The sequence below is a fragment of the Enterobacter cloacae complex sp. 2024EL-00227 genome, from assembly GCF_043945315.1.
GTDB classification, from domain to species: domain Bacteria; phylum Pseudomonadota; class Gammaproteobacteria; order Enterobacterales; family Enterobacteriaceae; genus Enterobacter; species Enterobacter roggenkampii.
Map to the genome: position 1 here is coordinate 113835 of NZ_JBIMQP010000012.1, position 21748 is coordinate 135582.

The 21748-nt window shown below is 58.7% G+C and carries 17 protein-coding genes and 1 pseudogene; 4 read left to right on the forward strand and 14 right to left on the reverse strand.

What is annotated here, in order from left to right:
- Both ACHH0Z_RS19480 and ACHH0Z_RS19485 read right to left on the reverse strand, forming a co-directional pair.
- A complete protein-coding gene (locus ACHH0Z_RS19480) occupies nt 1-2598 on the reverse strand; it encodes a glycoside hydrolase family 38 C-terminal domain-containing protein (protein WP_045408174.1) in 2598 nt (865 codons plus the stop codon).
- Nucleotides 2599-2608: 10 nt separating this feature from the next.
- Nucleotides 2609-4012: a PTS fructose transporter subunit IIC gene (locus ACHH0Z_RS19485; protein WP_072050659.1), complete on the reverse strand. Its 1404-nt coding sequence runs from the start codon at nt 4010-4012 to the stop codon at nt 2609-2611.
- Nucleotides 4013-4191: 179 nt separating this feature from the next.
- Between ACHH0Z_RS19485 and ACHH0Z_RS19490 the strand changes: the two genes are divergently transcribed.
- Complete coding sequence (locus ACHH0Z_RS19490) at nt 4192-4851, forward strand: MurR/RpiR family transcriptional regulator (RefSeq protein WP_032675840.1); 660 nt, start codon at nt 4192-4194, stop codon at nt 4849-4851.
- An 8-nt stretch (nt 4852-4859) separates the two neighbouring features.
- On the opposite strand, the gene ACHH0Z_RS19495 is transcribed toward ACHH0Z_RS19490, so the two are convergent.
- The 4 genes from ACHH0Z_RS19495 to treR all read right to left on the reverse strand — a co-directional run bounded on the left by ACHH0Z_RS19495 (nt 4860) and on the right by treR (nt 9944).
- A complete protein-coding gene (locus tag ACHH0Z_RS19495) occupies nt 4860-5606 on the reverse strand; it encodes an oligogalacturonate-specific porin KdgM family protein (protein WP_023293417.1) in 747 nt (248 codons plus the stop codon).
- 135 nt (nt 5607-5741) lie between these two features.
- Nucleotides 5742-7397 (reverse strand): alpha,alpha-phosphotrehalase, encoded by a 1656-nt coding sequence (treC, locus tag ACHH0Z_RS19500; protein ID WP_045408177.1) that lies wholly within the window; start codon nt 7395-7397, stop codon nt 5742-5744.
- Nucleotides 7398-7448: 51 nt separating this feature from the next.
- Nucleotides 7449-8867 (reverse strand): PTS trehalose transporter subunit IIBC, encoded by a 1419-nt coding sequence (gene treB, locus ACHH0Z_RS19505; RefSeq protein ID WP_045408223.1) that lies wholly within the window; start codon nt 8865-8867, stop codon nt 7449-7451.
- 129 nt (nt 8868-8996) lie between these two features.
- Nucleotides 8997-9944, reverse strand: coding sequence for a trehalose operon repressor TreR (gene treR, locus ACHH0Z_RS19510; RefSeq protein ID WP_008501394.1), 948 nt, complete (start codon nt 9942-9944; stop codon nt 8997-8999).
- Nucleotides 9945-10335: 391 nt separating this feature from the next.
- Between treR and mgtA the strand changes: the two genes are divergently transcribed.
- Together mgtA and ACHH0Z_RS19520 are read left to right on the forward strand one after the other, a co-directional pair.
- On the forward strand, nt 10336-13044 hold the full coding sequence (mgtA, locus tag ACHH0Z_RS19515) for a magnesium-translocating P-type ATPase (RefSeq protein ID WP_045408180.1): 2709 nt from the start codon (nt 10336-10338) through the stop codon (nt 13042-13044).
- A gap of 202 nt (nt 13045-13246) precedes the next feature.
- On the forward strand, nt 13247-15631 hold the full coding sequence (locus ACHH0Z_RS19520; RefSeq protein WP_045408183.1) for a beta-N-acetylhexosaminidase: 2385 nt from the start codon (nt 13247-13249) through the stop codon (nt 15629-15631).
- A gap of 51 nt (nt 15632-15682) precedes the next feature.
- Here the strand turns inward: ACHH0Z_RS19520 and ridA are convergent, their stop codons facing one another.
- From ridA to ACHH0Z_RS19540, 4 genes are all read right to left on the reverse strand, one after another.
- Nucleotides 15683-16069, reverse strand: a complete 387-nt coding sequence (gene ridA / locus ACHH0Z_RS19525; protein ID WP_045408186.1) for a 2-iminobutanoate/2-iminopropanoate deaminase — start codon at nt 16067-16069, stop codon at nt 15683-15685.
- A gap of 73 nt (nt 16070-16142) precedes the next feature.
- A complete protein-coding gene (gene pyrI, locus ACHH0Z_RS19530) occupies nt 16143-16604 on the reverse strand; it encodes an aspartate carbamoyltransferase regulatory subunit (RefSeq protein WP_008501390.1) in 462 nt (153 codons plus the stop codon).
- A 12-nt stretch (nt 16605-16616) separates the two neighbouring features.
- Complete coding sequence (pyrB, locus tag ACHH0Z_RS19535; RefSeq protein WP_008501389.1) at nt 16617-17549, reverse strand: aspartate carbamoyltransferase; 933 nt, start codon at nt 17547-17549, stop codon at nt 16617-16619.
- Between the two features lie 34 nt (nt 17550-17583).
- A complete protein-coding gene (locus ACHH0Z_RS19540; protein ID WP_022646880.1) occupies nt 17584-17688 on the reverse strand; it encodes a pyrBI operon leader peptide in 105 nt (34 codons plus the stop codon).
- Between ACHH0Z_RS19540 and ACHH0Z_RS19545 the strand changes: the two are divergent.
- A pseudogene (locus tag ACHH0Z_RS19545) lies at nt 17668-17785 on the forward strand (hypothetical protein). The gene ACHH0Z_RS19540 and the pseudogene ACHH0Z_RS19545 sit on opposite strands and share 21 nt — an antisense overlap.
- Nucleotides 17786-17788: 3 nt before the next feature.
- On the opposite strand, the gene ACHH0Z_RS19550 reads toward ACHH0Z_RS19545, so the two are convergent.
- The 4 genes from ACHH0Z_RS19550 to arcC all read right to left on the reverse strand — a co-directional run bounded on the left by ACHH0Z_RS19550 (nt 17789) and on the right by arcC (nt 21742).
- Nucleotides 17789-18268, reverse strand: coding sequence for an arginine repressor (locus tag ACHH0Z_RS19550; RefSeq protein ID WP_025912003.1), 480 nt, complete (start codon nt 18266-18268; stop codon nt 17789-17791).
- 80 nt (nt 18269-18348) lie between these two features.
- A complete protein-coding gene (locus ACHH0Z_RS19555) occupies nt 18349-19752 on the reverse strand; it encodes a YfcC family protein (RefSeq protein ID WP_008501387.1) in 1404 nt (467 codons plus the stop codon).
- A 47-nt stretch (nt 19753-19799) separates the two neighbouring features.
- Nucleotides 19800-20804 carry an ornithine carbamoyltransferase gene (argF, locus tag ACHH0Z_RS19560; protein WP_008501386.1) on the reverse strand — a complete coding sequence of 335 codons (1005 nt, stop codon included), beginning with the start codon at nt 20802-20804 and terminating at the stop codon, nt 19800-19802.
- A 26-nt stretch (nt 20805-20830) separates the two neighbouring features.
- A complete protein-coding gene (arcC, locus tag ACHH0Z_RS19565; protein ID WP_032661347.1) occupies nt 20831-21742 on the reverse strand; it encodes a carbamate kinase in 912 nt (303 codons plus the stop codon).
- Between the last annotated feature and the right edge of the window lie 6 nt (nt 21743-21748).

The following is a 21748-nucleotide window of genomic DNA, read 5'->3' on the forward strand; positions in this document are numbered from 1 at the left end:
TTAAGCCTCCATTAAAAAATCGCAGGTCGCGAAAGGGGGAATAGCCGTTACCGGCTGCACCGGCTCTTCCAGATAGTTGATCTGACGAAACCCCTCCAGGCTTGCCGGGACGGGAACGGGCTCCGTGCCGGCGTTAAACACGCGAACGACCGTACCCTGCGACTGCTGCGCATGGGGCAAGGCAGAGAGGATGAGCGGCTCCGGCAGGTTCAATAATGAGAATTCTGCCGGAAGCCTGCGGTCGGGCAGACGCAACGAAAAGCGCTCAAGACGGTGATCGAGCGTGTGCAGCGTTTGCCGTTGATAGGTGAAGGGCTGTCCCGCTGTCTGATTTTCCAGCTGGCGAAGCGTGAGATGATCGGCGCTATCGGCCAGCGCGACGGTGAAGGAGAAGCGCAACGGTTTCAGCAACTGGGCATCGGGGGTCTCGACCACCGTATTATTGATGCCGGATGCCCGGCCCGGTCGCCAGTCGAGATCGCTGCGTCCCAGCACGCCCGTTGATTTAAACAGCGTCAGGGCAACCGTAGCCGGTGCGTCGCCGATTATCTGAAACTCCTTCATGCCGCGGCTATTCACCACCAGCGCTTTGCCCGCTTGTGCGACAGCGATGATTCCCTCGCTGGTTTCGATATCCACGGGCATTTCGCGATAGTGTTCCTGCCACTCTTCAGCGTGACACCCCGTTTCGCGCTCGATTATCGCGAAGGGCTGCGAGGCGATTGCGTGGCGGGTGTGAATATCGCTGTTAATCAGCAAACGTAGCCGGTGATCGCAGTGGCTGTTTTCCAGCGAGCTGTCCACATACAGGTTCGGATCGTGATCGCGTAATTCACACGCCAGACGAAGGGATAACGGCGTTCGGGCATTTTCTTGACGGTCTGCGAGATCCGGCGGAAGAAGCAGGGTGGCTTCCACGATCAGCTTTTCGACAAGCGGCGTTTTCAGGCAGTCGACGAGCGTGAACTGGTCGCACCGCGTCGGCGTGTCGCCCGCAAGCGGTGAGAAATCGTAGCTGTCGCCCGCATCCGCGCAGTCTTCGAGAGTAAAGAAAGAGGGAATGCATCTGCCGCTGCGTTTGTCGTGCAGGGTGAGCTTTCCGGCATCCAGCGTTAATCGATAATGCGCATTCTCTATCTCGCTGCCCTTTGTCTGTTCCTGCTGCTGGAAAGGCGCCGGGTCATCCTTAACGTTAACGCTGAGATAGCCGACCGGCGGCAGAACCGGTGTCTTCACAGCAACGTGCCAGCGATAATAGGGAGGAAGGGGCGTTTCACATTCTCCTTCAGCGCTAAGGGAGATCGCCGTTCCGCCGGGCAGAATGTCTCTTTTCAGGACGTCGAAAGGGATGGGCTGCCCCTGATACGTCAGGGCGATATTATCAGCATGGCTATACAGGGTGGTTATCACTACGCGCTGCGTTGGGGTGCCCAGCGGGTTGAAAATCAGCAGGCCATTTTCCTGAGCGCAGGCGGCGGCCAGGGTTTTTACCACCAGGTTCCACAGGCTGTGGCACAGCTGTTCGGTTTGCTCCAGCCGATGCAGTATGTCGCGGTTGGTGGTATCGCTATTACAGCCGCCGATAGAGTCGTGGGCATGGCTTCGCAACAGCTTCTTCCAGAGCGTATCGACCACAGAGAGGTTGACCGTAATCCCCTGATGGCGAGCCATAGCGATTGTCGGCTCCAGCTGCCGCAGGATGAACTGCTCCACCTCATCATTTTTCTTTTTTATGTCGTAGCGCACGGAGCCGATCGTTTTATGGATGCGGGTGTAGCGCGGCGATTTCAGCTCCCCTTCCCAGCCTTCAAACTGTTCACGCTGCGCGCGCAGAATGTCGATGTAGCGCTCCAGCGAACTGATAACGTATCGATCCCCATCGGGAGAGTGTGCGCTGGCGACCTGCAGAATTTTCGGCAGCGCCGGGTCGATGCAGACCTGATCGCCGCCGCAGGGCAGGAGCAGGTCGTTTATACCGGCCCGTGAACGCAGGAGATTGACCATCGGGAAGATTTTACCCTGCAGATGGCTCGCGTCTGAACGCATGTTTTTAGCTGCGCCATAACCGAATGCCATCGCGCAGGCGATAACGGTCGCCCCAGACGGCGCGCGCCAGAGGAACTGGCTGCTTTTCGCTTGTCTGTCGTGATCGATACCGCGCCAGAAGACGATATTGTCGATATTGCAGCCCTGCAAAATGGTGGGCATCTGAGCATTGTGGCCAAAGGTGTCCGGAAGGTACCCGACCTGCATAGCATGCCCCAGCGCGCGGGCGGCGAAAATGCCGTACTTGAGATTGCGAATAATGGATTCGCCATGCACGTTGTAGGTGTCCGTCTGGGTATACCATGGCCCCACAAAGATTCTTTTCTCTTTGACGAGGGTTTCCAGCCTGGCGCGATAATCGGGATTGATGGCGAGAAAGTCCTCCACTACCGCCATCTGTCCGTCAAGGTGATAGCAGCTGTAAGCGGGGTCCAGCTCCAGCGTGTCGATGACATCCGCAAAGTTATAGGATGCCAGCACCATGCTGTCCTGACGGGTGAAATACCACTCCTGATCCCAGTGCGTATGGGCAATGACGTGGATCTGATTCATGACGTTCCCCTTACCTGGCGTTCTTTGGGCTGACATAGAGCACGCCCAGGGCGCAAATCAGTGCGCCAATAAAGACGCTCGCCAGGTAGCCCACCACATTGGTTGCCAGCGGCCAGCCCCAGATGGCAGGCAGAGGCAGCGTCTGCTTCACGCCAAGTGCAATGGCGATTAGCGCGCCGGCAACGGCACCGGTCATGAACACCGGGATCAGACGTGGGTTTTTCAGGATGAACGGGATCGCGCCTTCGGAGATCCCAATCACGCCCAGCAGCAACGAGGTACTCCCGACGGTTTTCTCTTCCCGGCTGAAGACATCCGGTAGTCCAAAGCGGCCGTTGAGAAACGCCGCAAAGCCGACGCCAATAGAGGGGATCACGATGGAGAGTTCGCGGGCGGTGAGATCAAACGTTTCGCTCATGCCATTCAGGCCGAGCGCGACCGAGCCTGCCGCCTTGTTGACCGGACCGCCCAGGTCGAACGCGGTGCCCGCGGCGATCATCGCGGAATAGAATCCGCGCCCGGTGTCACCTGCCGAGGTAAAAAAGACCACCATCAGCTGGTTAAGCGAGCCAAAAATCGGGTTGATCAGGTATTCCATGACCATCACCAGCGTAATGCCGGTGATCAGCGGGACGATCAGCATGGTCTTAATGGTGGTGAGCTGCTGGCGGACGTGAATGGAATCATTCAGCCAGCGCACCAGATAGCCTACAAAGAAGCCGATGCCAATCGCGCCAAAGAAGCCGGACGGCATAAAGCCTTCGATATCGAAGAAGCGCTTGTAGACCTCGTCTGACATGATGCCGCCGATAAGCCCGGGGATCAGCGCCGGTTTACCCGCAACGGAAAATGCCAGATACATGGCGAAAACAGGATACATGAACTTAATGGTCATAAAGCCCACTTTATCCAGCACGCTGAACGGCGAGTGGTCGATGTTAATAAACTGGCCGGTGATTTTGGCCGTTGCCATCATCAGCCCGCCCATGACCACCACTGGCAGCATATAGCTGATGGCCGCCATGATATGGCCGATAAAAGTCTGGTAAGCCGAACGCGGAAGATCGTCTTCGTCTTCGACGGTAGTGGAGGTGACGTTTTTTTCCATGGCCAGCGCCTGACGCAGATAGCGATCGGTATGCTTAATCAGCTCTTGCGTGCGGGTCTGAAGGTGGGGAACGTTTTCAAAGCGCTCGGCATCCTGAATGGGAACGTCGGTTGCCAGTATAATGGCTGTGGCGGAGGCGATATCCTGTTTCGTTAAGCGGTTTTTAACGCCGTCGCTGCCCTGCGTTTCGACCTTTACCTCGATATTGTGCGCTTTAGCCCATGTAGTAATTTTATTCGCCGCCATAAAGGTGTGCGCAATGCCTGTCGGGCAGGCCGTCACCGCGACAACTTTTTGTTTCGTCATTGTCATAATTCCCTGGATGTGAAAACAGGGAAAGTATAAAGAGAACCTAAACCGGTTTTTAATGTTTGCTAATACTAATTACGTATCGTGATACGCGTAAATGCAATGTGTGAAGCGTCTTCCAGAGACTATTTTCCCGTTGTGTTAGTATCATGCCGGGATTAAATAGGGCGTAATTTATGAATTCATTCCAGGGAAGTGAACGTTTGATATTTGAATACATTCAGCATCACGCATGTAATATTTCTAATATATCGGCAAAAGAGATTGCCCGTGATACCTTTACGACGACAACTTCCGTTAATCGTGTGTGTAAAAAAATGGGCTATAAAAGTTATACCGAGCTTCGGTATCGTTTTTTGCGCGATCATTTTACACCCGCACCCGTAGAGCCTGACGTAGGGCCGCAGGCGGACGATATTGTGGCGGAGGTGTCCAGGTTGCTTACCCATTCCAGCCATATCTATCTGTACGCACGGGGAGCCTCGCTCACCAGCCTCAATTACCTGTCGCGCTTTTTATCGCTGGCGAGCCTGCCGCACCTTATTTTGAATGATATGCACCAGCTGACACGGGTATCGAAGGGGACGCTGGTGCTGATCAGTAAATCCGGGGAGACGCAGTCGCTGATTGAAATGGCGCGTAACGCGTTGCGCAAAGGGTTAAAGATTATTGCGATTACTCGCGAGGGATCGACACTGGCGGCGATCTCATCGCTATGCTGGCCGTTACCGATCGACATTAACGCGGTATCGCTGTATCAGCGGGAAGGGCAGCTTGAACTATTAAGCGCCGTGGACCGTATCGGCTGCAGGCTGCTGCAGCACGATACGGTGTAGTCAGACCGTCAGAGTTGCTTCACTATCCCCAGACGTACGGCATAATCATTTTCATGACTGCCATCGGCAGTGATGTAGGTTTTATCCAGTGAAACCAGCTCGACGTAAGGCGTCCAGCCATCGTCGAGCTTGTAGTTGAACGCAACGGTATGCTCCCAGTAGGTGTCATCCCCGGTTCCCTGATCGACATCATCCTGCCAGCGGAAGCGCGGGTTGTAGGACATACCGAATTTGCCAATGTTATACGCGAACCAAATGTCGAACTGGTGTGACTGGCGGCGGGTGTAGCCGCTGCCGTCTACTTCTTTGTCGCTGTGTGCGTCATTGACGGTGTTATAACGGTAACGGGCGGAGAGGTTCAGACCGTTATCGAACGCTTTCCAGCCCTGAATGAAGGGGCGGTAATGGGTATTGCTGGCGGTGAAAACCGTCACCATGCCAGGCGCAACGGCGAAGCCATTACCCAGATCGAAGCGCCAGCGCGTTTCAATCTCCTGTGCTGCTTCCGTTAACCCTTTGTCATCGGGATTATATCGGTCGGTATCACCAAAAAAGGTATCGTTGTGGTTTTGTGCGGCTTCAACGGAGAAGTAAAAACCGTTATTTGCCTGATGCATGACCTTAATACGTGAATCATTTACGTCTGAGCGCGTATTATGACCAAATCGAAGGTCGACGGATGTATTTCCGCACCATCCCTGCGTGCTTAATAATAATGCGCTAATACACGTTGCTTTAATAATTGTCTTTTTCATCATATCCTGCCGAGGTTATTTAATTGGCAGGGCTATTTTTATTTTTGGCACAGCGTGATGTAAAAGTTATCGTCGTACATTTAGCGTATCGCTAAACATAAAAAAGGAGATACAGCATGCTGTATCTCCTGGTATTTATTCCTGCACCCACCAGATGGCTTCAAACGGGCGCAATAGCCGCGCATTGGGGCGGGAGGGAACGTCATCATAGTTGCCGAGAGCGACCCGCCACGCGCCCTGTACCGGGTCCGGCTGCCACTGCTGGCGTTCCCGGCTCAGGTTCGCCACCACCATCAGCGTCTGCCCCTGCCACTGGCGGCGATAGCACCACAGGGAAGGGTGTTCCGGCAGGAGATCCTCATAATCTCCCCACGTCAGCACCGGGAGGGTTTTGCGCAGGCGAATCAGCGACTGATAGGTGTAGAACACCGAATCCGCATCGTCCAGCGCCGCGCGGGCGTTCACGGTTTCGTAGTTATCGCAGACCCCAATCCACGGCTCGCCCTCGGTAAAGCCCGCATTGTGCGACGCGTCCCACTGCATTGGGGTTCGCCCGTTGTCGCGGGACTTGCTCGCCAGAATCGCCAGTAATTCATCCGGCTCGCGGCCGCTGGCGCGCAATTCGGCGAACATGTTCAGACTTTCCACGTCGCGGTAATCGGTGATGCGGCTGAAGTGCGGGTTGGTCATGCCAAGCTCTTCACCCTGATAGATATACGGCGTGCCCTGCATCCCGTGCAGCACCATGCCGAGCATTTTCGCGGCGTGAATCCGGTATTCTCCTTCGTCACCGAAGCGCGACACGATGCGCGGCTGGTCGTGGTTACACCAGAACAGCGCATTCCAGGCTTTGTTGTGCATCCCCTGCTGCCAGTGGCGGAAGAGGGTTTTCAGCGCCACGAAGTCCGGCTTCGCCTTCGTCCACTTTTCGCCGCCGGGGTAATCCACCTTCAGATGATGGAAGTTAAAGGTCATCGACAGCTCGCGGCCATCGAGAGACGCATACTGCTGGCAGTTCTCCAGCGAGGTCGAGGACATCTCGCCTACCGTCATCAGGTTGCGCGGGGTAAAGACGTCGCGGCTCATCTCCTGGAGATATTCATGAATGCGCGGCCCGTCGGTATAGAAGCGGCGACCGTCGCCGATGTTGTCGTCAGGGAAATCCTGATCTTTTGAAATCAGGTTAATGACGTCCAGACGCAGGCCGTCGACGCCGCGATCGGCCCAGAACTCGCACACCTTTTTCAGCTCGGCGCGCACGGCCGGATTCTCCCAGTTGAGATCCGCCTGCTCCGGGGCGAACAGGTGCAGGTAATACTGCTCGCTCTCGGCGTGCCAGCGCCAGGCGTTGCCGCCAAACTTGGAGCGCCAGTTGTTGGGAAGCTGCTCCGGCGTGCCGTCTCGCCAGATGTAGAACTGGCGGTACGGGCTCGCTTTGTTCAGCGACTCGCGGAACCAGGCGTGCTGCGTGGAGGTGTGGTTAAACACCATGTCCAGCACGATGCGAATGCCGCGCGCGTGCGCCTCAGCGACCAGCTCGTCGAAATCATCCAGCGTGCCGTAGGCCGGATCGATGGCGGTGTAGTTCGCCACGTCGTAGCCGTTGTCCACCTGCGGAGAGATATAAAACGGCGTCAGCCAGATGGCGTCAATGCCGAGGGTTTTCAGATAGTCCAGACGCTGCGTCACGCCGCGTAAATCGCCGGTGCCGCTGCCGGTGGTGTCCTGGAAACTCTTTGGGTAAATCTGGTAGATGACGCCGTTCTGCCACCAGTGAGGAAGGGTATTCATAATGCGTTCCTGCAAATGCGAAGGGGCGCAACTGCGCCCCGAAAGATGAAGTTAAACAATCTGCAGCGAGCCCTGACGGAACTTACGCTGGTAAACCACGGTGGTCAGCGCCATTGGGACGATGATGGCGATGGCCATTGCCAGGGCAAACACCTGCCAGTAAGCGGGCTGGATGGAGAGGATGCCCGGCAGGCCGCCGACGCCAATCCCGTTCGCCATCACGCCGTTCAGTCCACACACCAGGCCTGCCAGACCGGAACCGATCATCGCGCAGAGCATCGGGAAGCGGTATTTCAGGTTGATACCGTACATTGCCGGTTCGGTGACGCCGAGGTAGGCGGAGATGGCCGCCGGAACGGAGATCTCGCGTTCGTTGTGCTTGCGGCTGACGATAATGATGCCGGTCACCGCGGACGCCTGGGCAATGTTCGACAGGGCGATAATCGGCCAGACCGGCGTGCCGCCGAGGCTCTGGATCATCTGCATATCAATCGCCAGCGTGGTCTGGTGCACGCCGGTGATCACCAGCGGGGCGTACAGGAAGCCAAACAGCGCGGCGCCAATCGGGGCGAAGCTGCCGGTCATCAGGTGACGCACCGCGAAGGCCACGCCGTCGCCAATCATGCGGCCAAACGGACCGATAAAGGCATGCGCCAGGAAGACCGCCAGAATCAGCGAGCACACCGGCACCACCACCAGATAAAGGTAATCCGGCACGATGCGTTTCAGTCGGGTTTCAATAAAGCCCAGCGCCAGGCCCGCCAGCAGGGCCGGAATGACCTGCGCCTGATAGCCCACTTTGGCGATGGTAAACAGGCCAAAGTTCCACACCTCCGGCACCTGTTGACCAAGTAAGTAAGCGTTCATTAACTGCGGAGAGACCAGCGTGACGCCGAGTACAATACCGAGGATCGGCGTACCGCCCATCTTGCGCACCGCGGACCAGCAAATCCCGACCGGCAGATAGAAGAAGATCGCTTCGCCAATCAGCCACAGGAAGTCGTACACGGTTTTCAGCGCCGGATACATCTGCGCCAGGGTTTTGCCGTCGCTCATCGGCACGTCGCCGATGACGTTACGGAAGCCTAAGATCAAGCCTCCGCTGATCAGCGCTGGCAGCAGCGGGAAGAAGATCTCCGCAAAATGGGAAATCAGCTGCTCGTGCCACTTCATATTCTGGCGCGCAGCCTTCTTGGCCTGCTCTTTATCCGCCGCGCTGTGTCCGGTGGTCGCCAGCAGAGCCTTATAGTAATCGCCCACTTCGGTACCAATCACCACCTGGAACTGACCGGCGTTGGTGAAGCAGCCTTTTACCATGGAAAGCTCTTCAATCGCCTTCGGGTTCGCTTTGGCCGGATCGTTCAGCACGAAGCGCAGGCGGGTAATGCAATGGCTGACGGTTGCGATGTTTTCGCGGCCGCCGACCAGGACGATCAGCTGATCGATATCTGCTTGTTTGACTTTACTCATCATGAAACCTCATGACAGATGGTGAGGGGGTGTAATGACCTGAGCGCAAGCCTACTCCTTCAGCGTGACGGCGAAAATGGGAACGTTCCCGAAATCGGGCGAAGATCACAATAAACCGATTGGTGGGGGTTATGAAAGGTGGGCAGGAATAACGATCTGACGCGGCTCTGCGCGCCCGTTGATCTGCTCGATCAGCTGCGCGGCGGCCTGTCTGCCGGACTCAGCGTAGCCCGGATCGACGGTGATGATCTCCGGGTGCAAAAACTTCATCAGCGGCGTGCTGCCGACGCTCGCCACCTGCAGACTGTCGATACGCTGCTCCTGCAGATATTTACTCGCGCCCAGCGCCAGCGTATCCGTGGCGCACACCAGCGCGGTGGTCTGCGGCGTCAGGACGCTGGCGACCTGCTCGTAGCCCTGCTTCATGCCCAGCCCCGGCAGGGAGGCCACGGCGGAGAGGTTGTGCTTTTTGCAAAACGCCAGATAGGCCTCATGGCGTCGCTTGCCGGTGGTAACGTCCGCGTGCGGTACGCCGAGGAAGCTGATGTGGCGATGGCCTTCGTCAAACAGGCGCTGCATCAGGGTGATAATCGCGCCCTCGTCGTCATAGCAGACGGAGGCAAAACCGTGGGCATCGCGCGCCAGCAGCACCAGCGACGGTTGCCAGGGTTTTAGCATCTCGTCTTTGATGCCGGTAAAACCGAACAGCACCACGCCGTCAATGTTGCGCCGCTGGAGCATCCCCAGATGCTCTTCTACCAGCTGGGGCGAGAACTGGCTCTCCATCATGATTGGGTCATATCCCTGTTCGTAGAAGGCAGGCAGCATGGTCTGCACGGCGAGGTTTTCAGACAGAGAGTCCAGACGCGAGACAATGATGGCGACCACTTTGTCACTCTGCCCGCGCATGGCGCGCGCGGATCGGGAAGGGGAAAAACCGTGCTGATTCATGACCGCCTCAACGCGCTCGCGGGTGCGTTCGCTGACGCCGCTTTCGTTGTTCAGCACGCGTGAGACGGTCGATTTCCCCACGCCGCTTAAACGCGCGATGTCTTTAATCGTAAGGCGGTTCTGCATGCTGTATTCCCTGTAACAACGACAATGTAATGAATTGAGCCTAATGCTATAGCGCGATTTCGCTATGGGCTAAATCTGGTTTACGTTCGGTTTATTTGCAGGGGGGTATAATACCGCCCGAATCATCAAAAAGGGTACGCTTAAATCCTTATACTGCGCGGCGACACCCTACTTTTTACTTACCGGAGGCTTCATGGATCCCGATCCCACACCTCTCCTGAACGGGAGAATGCGTTCTTTCCGGTAAGCCAGCCTGCTGCTGACTCACCGGTGATGTGAGGCAGCAGCGTTCCAAACGTTCCTGCTTGAAAAATTGAGTGCCTCTCAGGTACGGCTTTGCCACGCCTGAAGGAAATGCTGCGTCCGCCTTTGCGGATGCGGAGGAATGACGATGTTTAAAAATATCACCCGGCAGCTGCAGGCCCTGCTGAGCCGCCACCTGCCACACCGTCTTGTTCAGCGCGACCCGCTGCCAAACGCCAAAAACATGGCGGGGGCGGCGATCCCCGCGTCCCTGACCGAACGCTGCCTGAACGTGGCGGCGATGGATGAAAACGAAGTCTGGCGCGCCTTTGGCGGACACCCGGAAGGGCTGAACGCGGCAGAAGTGGAAAAAATCCGCGCCGTGCATGGCGATAACCTCATTCCGGCGCAAAAGCCGTCTCCGTGGTGGGTGCATCTGTGGCTCTGCTACCGCAACCCGTTCAACCTGCTGCTGACCGTGCTTGGCCTCATCTCCTACGCGACGGAAGATCTGTTTGCCGCAGGGGTGATTGCCCTGATGGTGGGCATCTCCACGCTGCTGAACTTTATTCAGGAGGCCCGCTCCACCAAAGCGGCGGACGCCCTGAAGGCGATGGTCAGCAACACCGCGACCGTCTCGCGCGTGATCAACGATCTCGGCGAAAACGCCTGGGTGGAATTGCCTATCGACCAGCTGGTGCCGGGCGATCTGGTGAAGCTGGCCGCGGGGGACATGATCCCGGCGGATTTACGCATCATTCAGGCGCGCGATCTGTTTGTGGCGCAGGCTTCCCTGACCGGCGAATCCCTGCCCGTTGAAAAGGTGGCGCGCAGCCGCGACCCGCAGCAGATGAACCCGCTCGAGTGCGACACCCTGTGCTTTATGGGCACCACGGTGGTCAGCGGCACCGCGCAGGCGATTGTCACCGCCACCGGGGGCAACACCTGGTTTGGTCAGCTTGCCGGGCGCGTCAGCGAGCAGGAGAGCGAGCCGAATGCCTTCCAGAAAGGGATTGGCCGCGTCAGCATGCTGCTGATCCGCTTTATGATGGTGATGACGCCAATCGTGCTGCTGATCAACGGCTACACCAAAGGCGACTGGTGGGAAGCGGCGCTGTTTGCGCTCTCCGTGGCGGTCGGCTTAACGCCGGAAATGCTGCCGATGATTGTGACCTCTACGCTGGCGCGCGGGGCGGTGAAGCTCTCTAAACAGAAGGTGATCGTCAAACACCTCGACGCCATTCAAAACTTTGGCGCGATGGACATTCTCTGCACCGATAAAACCGGCACCCTGACGCAGGACAAAATCGTGCTGGAGAACCACACCGATATCTCCGGCAAAACCAGCGAGCGCGTGCTGCACAGCGCGTGGCTGAATAGCCATTACCAGACCGGGCTGAAAAACCTGCTCGACGTCGCCGTGCTGGAAGGCGTGGACGAGGAGGCCGCCCGCACGCTCTCCGGCCGCTGGCAGAAGGTGGATGAGATCCCGTTCGACTTCGAGCGCCGCCGTATGTCGGTGGTGGTGAGCGAGCAGCCGAACGTGCATCAGCTGATCTGCAAAGGGGCGCTGCAGGAGATCCTCAACGTGTCGACGCAGGTACGCTATAACGGCGACATCGTGCCGCTGGACGACACCATGCTGCGCCGCATCAAGCGCGTCACCGACAACCTCAACCGTCAGGGGCTGCGCGTGGTGGCGGTGGCGAGCAAGTTCCTGCCCGCGCGTGAGGGGGACTATCAGCGTATCGACGAATCCGATCTGATCCTCGAGGGCTACATCGCCTTCCTCGATCCGCCGAAAGAGACCACCGCACCGGCGCTCAAAGCGCTGAAGGCGAGCGGTATTACCGTGAAAATCCTCACCGGCGACAGCGAGCTGGTGGCGGCGAAAGTGTGCCACGAGGTGGGGCTGGACGCGGGCGACGTGGTGGTCGGGAGCGATATTGAACGTCTCTCTGATGACGAACTGGCGAAGCTTGCCCAGCGCACCACGCTGTTTGCCCGCCTGACGCCGATGCACAAAGAGCGCATCGTCACCCTGCTTAAGAGCGAAGGACACGTGGTGGGCTTTATGGGCGACGGCATCAACGATGCGCCCGCCCTGCGTGCGGCGGATATCGGTATCTCCGTAGACGGGGCGGTGGATATTGCCCGTGAAGCGGCGGATATCATTCTGCTGGAAAAAAGCCTGATGGTGCTGGAGGAGGGCGTCATCGAAGGGCGCCGTACCTTTGCCAATATGCTCAAGTACATCAAGATGACCGCCAGCTCCAACTTCGGTAACGTCTTCAGCGTGCTGGTGGCGAGCGCGTTTCTGCCGTTCCTGCCGATGCTGCCGCTGCACCTGCTGATCCAGAACCTGATGTACGACGTGTCTCAGGTGGCGATCCCGTTTGATAACGTCGACGACGAGCAGATCCAGAAGCCGCAGCACTGGAACCCGGCAGATCTTGGGCGCTTTATGCTGTTCTTTGGCCCGATCAGCTCCATCTTCGACATCCTGACCTTCTGCCTGATGTGGTTTGTGTTCCACGCCAACACCCCGGAACACCAGACGCTGTTCCAGTCCGGCTGGTTCGTGGTGGGGCTGCTGTCGCAGACGCTGATTGTGCACATGATCCGCACCCGCCGCATTCCGTTCATCCAGAGCCGCGCCGCGTGGCCGCTGATTGTGATGACGGGGATTGTGATGGCGCTCGGCATCGCGCTGCCGTTCTCACCGCTGGCGAGCTACCTGCAGCTGCAGGCGCTGCCGCTGAGCTACTTCCCGTGGCTGGTGGCGATCCTCGCCGGTTATATGGTGCTGACCCAGATGGTGAAAGGGTTCTATGCGCGTCGGTATGGGTGGCAGTAAGTTATGTTTGCCGGGTGGCGGCTTCGCCTTACCCGGCCTACTCCCGAAACGTAGGCCCGGTAAGCGCAGCGCCACCGGGCAATAGCTTTCCTCCCAAATTCAACAACCTGTGATCTCCGTCGGCGCATTCGCTTGACGACAAAATGAGCGCATGTTAACAGAATGTTTTGCCTTTATTTGGCCCGTCAGATAAGGAACATTCATGTTACGGTACAGTCTCTTAACCGCCGGGCTGATGCTCGGCGCCTCTGCCTTTGCCGCCCCGGCAGGGGATCTCCCCTTAATGCCCTGGCCTGCGAAGGTCGAACGCCCGACGACCCAGGGCGCACTGGTGCTTAGCAACAACGTTTCTGTAAGCGTCAGCGGGGACGATCTCGGTGACGCCGTCAACCGACTGCGCCAGCGCATCGCCCTGCAAACCGGCTGGACGCTGCAGCCTCAGGCTGAAAAGCCAGACAAACCAACTATCCGCATCGCCATCGCTAAAAAGGTGAAGCCGCAGCCGCTGCCGGACAGCGATGAAAGCTATAAGCTCACGGTGGACGCCAACGGCGTGAACATCTCCGCCAACACCCGCTTCGGTGCCTTGCGCGCCATGGAAACCCTGCTCCAACTGGTGCAGAACGGGGCGGAAAACACCTCGATCCCGTGGGTGACCATTGAAGATTCACCGCGCTTCCCGTGGCGCGGGCTGCTGCTCGATTCGGCACGCCACTTTCTCCCGCTGCCGGATATCAAACGCCAGATCGACGGCATGGCCGCGGCGAAGCTCAACGTGCTGCACTGGCATTTGACCGACGACCAGGGCTGGCGCTTCAGCTCGAAGCGTTATCCAAAATTAACCCAGCTTGCCAGCGACGGGCTGTTCTACACGCCTGAGCAGATGCGCGAGGTGGTGCGTTACGCCGCCGAGCGCGGCATTCGCGTGGTGCCGGAGATCGACATGCCGGGCCACGCCTCGGCGATTGCCGTGGCCTACCCGGAGCTGATGAGCGCCCCGGGGCCGTACGCCATGGAACGCCACTGGGGCGTGCTGAAGCCGGTGCTGGATCCCACAAAAGACGCAACTTACGCCTTTGCCGACGCGATGGTCAGCGAACTGGCGGCGATCTTCCCCGATCCGTATCTGCACATCGGCGGCGACGAAGTGGACGACAGCCAGTGGAAAGCGAACCCGGCTATCCAGCAGTTTATGCGCGACAACAGGCTGGCGGACAGCCACGCGCTGCAGGCGTACTTCAACCGCAGGCTGGAAACGATCCTCGAGAAGCATCACCGCCAGATGGTCGGCTGGGATGAGATCTACCATCCCGATCTGCCGAAAAGCATTCTGATCCAGTCCTGGCAGGGCCAGGACGCGCTGGGGCAGGTGGCGCAGAACGGCTACAAGGGCATTCTGTCGACCGGCTTTTATCTCGACCAGCCCCAGTCCACCGCCTATCACTACCGCAACGAGATCGTCCCGCAGGGGTTAAACGGCGTGGACGTGATAGCGGACACCGACAGCGCCCAGAGCTGGGCCTTCTCCATGCCGCGCCTGAAGGGCAAGCCGGTGGAGGGGAGCTTCACGCTGGTGAAAGGGGATGCCGGCTGGCGCGGGTTTATTGATTTTGCCGGGAAATCCCGCCGCGCGGTGCAGGATATTGAATGGCGGGATGACAATCAGGTGACCTTCACCGTCGATACCTGGATGGGCGAAACGCGCCCGGTTGTCACCGTTGATAACGACAAACTCTCCGGTTATTTCCTCGTCGGGAATACGCGCTACCCGATTAGCGGCACGCGTCTGGACGACGTGCCGAAAGGCGTTCCGCCCGTCGTGCCGGACGTGGCGAACCAGTCCAACCTGCTCGGCGGCGAAGCGGCGCTGTGGGCGGAAAACGTGGTGGCGCCGGTGCTGGATATTCGTCTGTGGCCGCGTACGTTTGCGGTGGCGGAGCGGCTCTGGTCCGCGCAGGACGTCAACGACGTCGACAACATGTACACCCGCCTGCAGGCGATGGACAGCTGGTCGACGGTGTCGGTCGGGCTGCAGCAGCATACCCAGCAGCAGGTGCAGTTCACGCGCCTCGCCGGTAATGCCGACACCCTGCCGCTGCAGGTCCTCGCGCAGGCGATTGAACCGGCTCAGTATTACACCCGCCAGCACCTGAAGTTCCAGGCCGGAAACTACCATCAGTTCGAGCCCCTCAACCGCTTTGCGGATGCGCTGAACGCCGAAAGCACCACCGTGCGCCATATGCACAAGTGGGCGGACCGTCTGGTGAGCGATGCGGAAGACACGGAAAGCGCCGACGCCCTGCGCCACGTCTTTAACCGCTGGCAGAGCAACACCAGCGACGCGCTGGCCTTAAGCGAAAACAGCTATCAGCTGAAGGCGATGAAGCCGGTGATCCAGGAGGTGGATAAGCTGGCGTCGATTGGCCTGCGGCTCACCGACCTGGTGGCGCGTCAGGGCACGCTGGATGACAAAGAGATCGCCTCGATTCAGAGCGAGCTGGATAACGCGGCGAAGGTGCAGGACGAAGTGGTGATTGCGGCGGTGTACCCGCTGGAGACGCTGCTGCGCGCCACGCGGAATCAGTAGCAAGCAACAAAAAAGGCAGCCTGGGCTGCCTTTTTTCATCGCCAAAGCGAATTAGCGACGAACGGCAATCGCTTCGATTTCAATTTTCACGTCTTTTGGCAGACGCGCCACTTCCACGCAGGAGCGCGCCGGGAAGGTGGCGTTATGCTCGGTGAAGAACGCTTCGTAGGTGACGTTAACGGTCGCGAAATCGTTCAGATCCTTCACGAACACGGTGGTTTTCACGATATCACCCACTTTCAGACCGGCAGATTCCACGATAGCCTGCACGTTTTCCAGCGACTGACGCGCCTGCGCCGCGACATCTTCCGGCACCGCGCCGGTTTTTGGGTTTACGGGGATCTGACCTGAAGTGATGATCATGCTGCCCAGATCAACGCCCTGAACGTAAGGGCCGATAGCGGCTGGTGCATTTTCCGTCGCGAGTACTTTGCTCATGTTTTCTCCAGAATTACAGCGTTAAGAATGTTCCCGGCCATTATAACAGCCGGGATTTCATTACCAACCTCAATTAGTTGGCCAGCACCACATAATGAGAAAACTCTTTTTCGCAGTATTTGCATTTGAGCGCGATGTCATTCGCGCGCTTTTTCACTGCGAAACTGGAGGAAACCGGCTCAGCATGACTGATGCAGTTGCTGTTCGGGCAGACCAGCACGCTTTCGATACGTTCTGGCAGGCTCGGGCGGGATTTGCCGACCACTTCGTACTCGTCGATGCGGTTGACGGTGGCGTCCGGCGCGTACAGCGACAGCTGGTTAACCTGCTCGTCGGTCAGGAAGGTGTTCTCGATTTTGATCAGGTCTTTGCGGCCCATCTCGCCCGACGGCAGGTTCAGGCCGATGGTGATGCGCTGGTCAGTTTCGGTCAGTTTGAACAGCGTCAGCAGCTTAAAGCCCACCTGCGCAGGGATATGGTCAATCACGGTGCCACGCTTGATGGCTTCAACCTGGAGTTTGTTATCGTGTGTCATGGTCGTCTCCCCTTACAGAGCTAATTCGCGATTCAGAACCAGTGCCAGTAACGCCTGGCGAGCGAAGATGCCGTTCCCGGCCTGCTGGAAGTACCAGGCGTGCGGCGTTTTATCCACGTCTGTGGTGATCTCATCGATGCGCGGCAGCGGATGCAGCACCTTCATGTTGTCGCGCGCGCCTTCCAGGTCGCTGGCGCGCAGCACGAACTGCGCCTTCACGTTGGCGTATTCGGACGGGTCCAGACGCTCTTTCTGCACGCGGGTCATGTACAGAATATCCACGTGGCTCATCACCTCTTCGATGCTGGCATGCAGGCTCCACGCAATGCCTTTCTCGTCCAGCATGTCGAGAATGTACTGCGGCATCGCCAGCGCCTCCGGGGCGATGAAGTAGAAGCGGTTGCCGTTAAATTTCGCCAGCGCCTGGGTCAGGGAGTGGACGGTGCGGCCATACTTCAGGTCGCCAACCATGGCGATGTTCAGGTTCTCGAGCTTGCCCTGGGTCTCCTGAATGGTGAACAGATCCAGCAGCGTCTGCGTTGGGTGCTGGTTGGCACCGTCACCGGCGTTCAGCACCGGAATGCCGCCGGAAAACTCGGTTGCCAGGCGCGCCGCGCCCTCCTGCGGGTGACGCATCACAATCGCGTCGACGTAGGTGCTGATCACTGAAATGGTATCCGCCAGGGTCTCGCCTTTTTTACCCAGCGACGTGTTGCTGCTGTCAGAGAAGCCCACCACGCTCGCGCCCAGGCGGTGCATGGAGGTCTCAAAGGAGAGGCGGGTGCGGGTCGAGGCTTCAAAGAAGCAGCTCGCAATCACCTTGTGCTTCAGCAGCTCCGGTTGCGGATTGGCCTTCAGTTTTGCCGCGGTTTCCAGAACCAGTTCCAGCTCTTCGCGGCTGAGGTCGTTTATGGAAATGATGTGTTTTTGATAAAGCGGATTCATGTTTATCTCCTGACGCCGGGCAAAAAAAAGCCCCTCAAATGAGGGGCTCTGGGAATAGGTTTAGCAACGGGAAGAAAAACGGCAGGCCAGCGTCTGATTTCAGACGCGGTAAGACGTTATGTCGTACACGCTTGACCATGCTTCCTCCCGGCAAATTGTCGGGCATTATACGCAGCTCGCTTTTCGGATCAAGCGATTTAATGCACGCTTTACTCAATGCAAACGGTTCTTTGTGAATATTAATGCGTTCTGAGTAAATAATTAATTTGTTTATGCACCAGCGCGGTGCGCTTCACCACCCGGGGGGCGACCCAGACAATACTGCTGCCGGCCACCACGCCTAAAATTTCCGGAAGCTGGTGATAATCCAGAATACGCGCCACCGCGCGGCCATATCCGGCGACGGTATGGACAAGGATAAACTCGCTATTATGCTCAACGCTGACCACCATTTCCGAAACGGTACGCGCGGCGTCGGGGGCAGGGCGCAGCTGAGGATTCAACGAATAAATCTTTAGCCCTTTGGCATTTCGAATTTTTATGACTCCGAGCAACTTCAGCAATCGCGAAACGGTCGACTGGCTGATGCTGTCAAACCCTCTCTCCTGCAGGTCGCGGCGAATCTCTTCCTGCGAAAGGTAACTCTTTTCGGCGATCAAACGCTGGCACACCGTGAGCTGCAGCTGTTCTTTGGGAGAGTACTCTTCGTAATCCATCATGTTTCCCATATCAGTTCCCGAAATAACCGGTGACACCGCACCGATCCGTAGGCCGGATAAGCGCAGCGCCATCCGGCAAATTACAACAACGCCCCCAGACTTAACGCCACCATAATCACCACCGTCAGGATCGCCAGCAGCGGCGCCACCCATTTCAGGTAGCGCACGTAAGGTACCCGGGCGATAGCCAGCCCGCCCATGACCACCGCAGAGGTCGGCGTGACGAGGTTAACGATGCCGGAGGCCGACTGGTAAGCCGTAACCACCAGGTCGCGGTTGACGTTAGCGAAATCAGCAAGCGGCGCCATGATCGGCATCGTCAGAACGGCCAGGCCGGATGAAGAAGGCACAAGAAACGACAGCACGACTTCCAGCCAGTACATCACGTTGATAAACGCTACCGTGGACAACCCGCTGACCAGCCCTTCCGCGCTGTGCAAAATGGTGTGGGTAATCATGCCCTTATCCATGATGACTACGATACCGCGCGCGATGCCGATAATCAGCGCGACGCCCAGCAAATCTCGCGCGCCGTTGATAAACGTCGACGTCAGCTCCTCTTCGCTCATGCGGGCAATCAGGCCGACGATGATCGCGCTGGCGAGAAACACCGCTGAAATCTCCGCCATCCACCAGCCCAGCACCGCCACGCCGTAAATCATCACCGCGAAGGCCAGAGCGAAAATCACCAGGATGATTTTGCGCACCGGGGTGAATTCCAGGGACTGTTCGCCCTTGTTGCCGAGGAAATGGGCGAGGTTCTCCTCCTGCTTGTCTGCAACGATGGACTGCGAGGGATCCTTACGCACCTTGCGGGCGTAGCGCATCACCCACGCCACGCAGATGATCCAGCCGATGACCAGCAGCGCCACGCGCAGGGCGATGCCGTTGGTGAAGGGGATCCCGGCGGCGTTGGCGGCGATCACCGTGGCAAACGGGTTAATGGTGGAGCCGAGGGTGCCGATCCCCGCCCCGAGCAGCACGGTAGAGGCAGCGACAACCGGATCGAACCGCGCGGCCAGCATCACCGGCACCAGTAAGGTATAGAAGGGCAGCGACTCTTCGGCCATACCGTAAATCGTGCCGCCTGCGGCAAACAGCGCCATCAGGATCGGGATCATCCACTCCTCGCGTCCGCGCAGTCGGGTGGTCACACGCTCGATCCCGGCGTCAATCGCCCCGGTTTTGGTGACGATCCCGAGGAATCCCCCGATGATCAGAATAAACAGCGCCACGTCGATCGCCCCGGCCTGGCCGGATTCCGGATCGTACAGCCCGGCAATCGGCGCCATCAGCACCGAAACCAGCCCCTGCGGATGCGCCGCGACGTGCGCGTAGGTGCCTGCAACGGGGACGTCTTTGCCGAGCGCCTCGTTCATTGCCATATGGTACTGCCCGGCCGGGACAATCCACGTCAGCACGGCCACGACGGCAATCAGAAAAAAGAGAATGGTGTAAGCGGAGGGAAACTTGAACTTGCCCATGATGTTCTCCTGAAACCCGGCGCACCCCGCGGCGCGCCGGGCGGTGATTAGTCGCCGAGTGTCGCCACCATGACCGCTTTAATGGTGTGCATGCGGTTCTCTGCTTCGTCGAAGACGATGGAGTTCGGTGATTCGAAGACCTCTTCCGTTACTTCCAGCCCCTTCAGCCCGTACGCCATCTCGATCTCGCGGCCCACCTTAGTGTGCTCGTTGTGGAATGCCGGTAGGCAGTGCATGAATTTGACGTTCGGGTTGCCGGTGGCCTTCATCACCTGCGCGTTAATCTGATACGGCTTCATCAGGCTGACGCGCTCGGCCCAGGCTTCCTTCGGCTCGCCCATGGAGACCCACACGTCGGTGTAGAGGAAATCGGTCCCCTGCACGCCTTCTTCCACGTCGTCGGTGAGGGTGATGCGCGCGCCCGTCTCTTTCGCAATGGCGCGGCACTGCTCAACCAGTCCCGCTTCCGGCCAGAAGGATTTCGGCGCCACGAGGCGGATATCCATCCCCATCTTGGCCGCGCCGACCATCAGGGAGTTGCCCATGTTGTTGCGCGCGTCGCCGAGATAGGCAAAGCTCAGCTCCGGCAGGGTTTTGCCCGGGGAGTGCTCCAGCATGGTCATCAGATCGGCGAGAATTTGGGTCGGGTGGAACTCGTCGGTCAGGCCGTTCCATACCGGCACGCCCGCGTACTCGCCCAGCTCTTCGACGATGGCCTGGCCGTAGCCGCGGTATTCGATGCCGTCGTACATGCGGCCCAGCACGCGGGCGGTGTCTTTCATCGACTCTTTATGGCCAATCTGCGATCCGCTTGGGCCGAGATAGGTGACCTGCGCGCCCTGGTCGAACGCGCCCACTTCGAAGGCGCAGCGGGTGCGGGTGGAGGTTTTTTCAAAGATCAGGGCGATGTTTTTCCCGACCAGGGTTTGCTTCTCGCGCCCGGCTTTTTTGGCGGCCTTGAGCTCGATGGCGAGGTCGATCAGGTACTGGATCTCCGCCGGGGTGTAGTCCAGCAGTTTGAGGAAGTTGCGGTTTTTCAGGTTGATGGTCATGGCTAAATCCTTTTTAAAATGAGTGTTCAGTTACGAATCAACGTGCCTTTCTCGCCCGCGAGGATCTCCGCGCCGTCGGCCAGCGCGCCGATCCCGGCTATCCCATTGCAGGCTTCAACGAACTCGCGGCAGGCGGCCACCTTCGGCCCCATCGAGCCGGCGTCGAACTGCATGCCCCTGAGCAGTTCCGGCGTCACCTGCGCCAGCGGACGCTGGGTTGGTTTGCCCCAGTCGAGGTACACCGCGTCGGCATCGGTGAGGATCAGCAGGGCATCGGCCTCAATCTGCCTCGCCAGCAGGGCGGCGGAGAGGTCTTTGTCGATCACCGCCTCAATGCCGCGATAGCCGTTGGCGTGTTCCACCACTGGTACGCCGCCGCCGCCGTTGCAGATCACCAGATGGTCGCGCTGGATCAGCGCCGTGATGGCGTCGCTCTCGACGATGCGCTTCGGCTGCGGAGACGGCACCACGCGGCGGACGTAGCTGCCGTCGGCCTTAAACACCCAGCCTTTCTCCGCGGCCAGCGTTTTTGCCTGGGCTTCGCTGTACACCGGGCCGATGTATTTGGTCGGGTTGCTGAAGGCCGGGTCGGCGGCGTCCACTTCTACCTGGGTGAGCAGAACGCTCACCTCCCGCTGCGGCAGGCTGTTTTTCAGCGCCTGCTGGAGCATGTAGCCGATCATTCCCTGGCTTTCGGCGCCGAGAACGTCCAGCGGGTAGGGCGTGACTTTGTCGTAGGCGCTGTTCTGCAGCGCCAGCAGCCCGACCTGCGGGCCGTTGCCGTGCACCAGCACCACGCGCCACTGCGCCGTTAAGCCGGCGATGGTGCGAGCGGCCTGCTCGATGTTCTGGCGCTGGATCTCCGCTTCCAGCGGCTCGCCGCGCTTGAGCAGCGCGTTGCCGCCCAGGGCCACAACCAGAGTGGGTTTTCGTTCCATGATGGC

Coding starts and splice junctions, on each gene's coding strand:
- arcC (WP_032661347.1), bottom strand. CDS start 21,742: ATGGAACGAAAACCCACTCTGGTTGTGGCCCTGGGCGGCAACGCGCTG.
- argF (WP_008501386.1), bottom strand. CDS start 20,804: ATGACCATCAACCTGAAAAACCGCAACTTCCTCAAACTGCTGGACTAC.
- treC (WP_045408177.1), bottom strand. CDS start 7,397: ATGAATACCCTTCCTCACTGGTGGCAGAACGGCGTCATCTACCAGATT.
- treR (WP_008501394.1), bottom strand. CDS start 9,944: ATGCAGAACCGCCTTACGATTAAAGACATCGCGCGTTTAAGCGGCGTG.
- ACHH0Z_RS19540 (WP_022646880.1), bottom strand. CDS start 17,688: ATGGTCAAGCGTGTACGACATAACGTCTTACCGCGTCTGAAATCAGAC.
- pyrB (WP_008501389.1), bottom strand. CDS start 17,549: ATGAATCCGCTTTATCAAAAACACATCATTTCCATAAACGACCTCAGC.
- ACHH0Z_RS19490 (WP_032675840.1), top strand. CDS start 4,192: ATGAATTCATTCCAGGGAAGTGAACGTTTGATATTTGAATACATTCAG.
- pyrI (WP_008501390.1), bottom strand. CDS start 16,604: ATGACACACGATAACAAACTCCAGGTTGAAGCCATCAAGCGTGGCACC.
- ACHH0Z_RS19555 (WP_008501387.1), bottom strand. CDS start 19,752: ATGGGCAAGTTCAAGTTTCCCTCCGCTTACACCATTCTCTTTTTTCTG.
- ACHH0Z_RS19485 (WP_072050659.1), bottom strand. CDS start 4,012: ATGACGAAACAAAAAGTTGTCGCGGTGACGGCCTGCCCGACAGGCATT.
- ACHH0Z_RS19495 (WP_023293417.1), bottom strand. CDS start 5,606: ATGAAAAAGACAATTATTAAAGCAACGTGTATTAGCGCATTATTATTA.
- treB (WP_045408223.1), bottom strand. CDS start 8,867: ATGAGTAAAGTCAAACAAGCAGATATCGATCAGCTGATCGTCCTGGTC.
- mgtA (WP_045408180.1), top strand. CDS start 10,336: ATGTTTAAAAATATCACCCGGCAGCTGCAGGCCCTGCTGAGCCGCCAC.
- ACHH0Z_RS19480 (WP_045408174.1), bottom strand. CDS start 2,598: ATGAATCAGATCCACGTCATTGCCCATACGCACTGGGATCAGGAGTGG.
- ACHH0Z_RS19550 (WP_025912003.1), bottom strand. CDS start 18,268: ATGATGGATTACGAAGAGTACTCTCCCAAAGAACAGCTGCAGCTCACG.
- ACHH0Z_RS19520 (WP_045408183.1), top strand. CDS start 13,247: ATGTTACGGTACAGTCTCTTAACCGCCGGGCTGATGCTCGGCGCCTCT.
- ridA (WP_045408186.1), bottom strand. CDS start 16,069: ATGAGCAAAGTACTCGCGACGGAAAATGCACCAGCCGCTATCGGCCCT.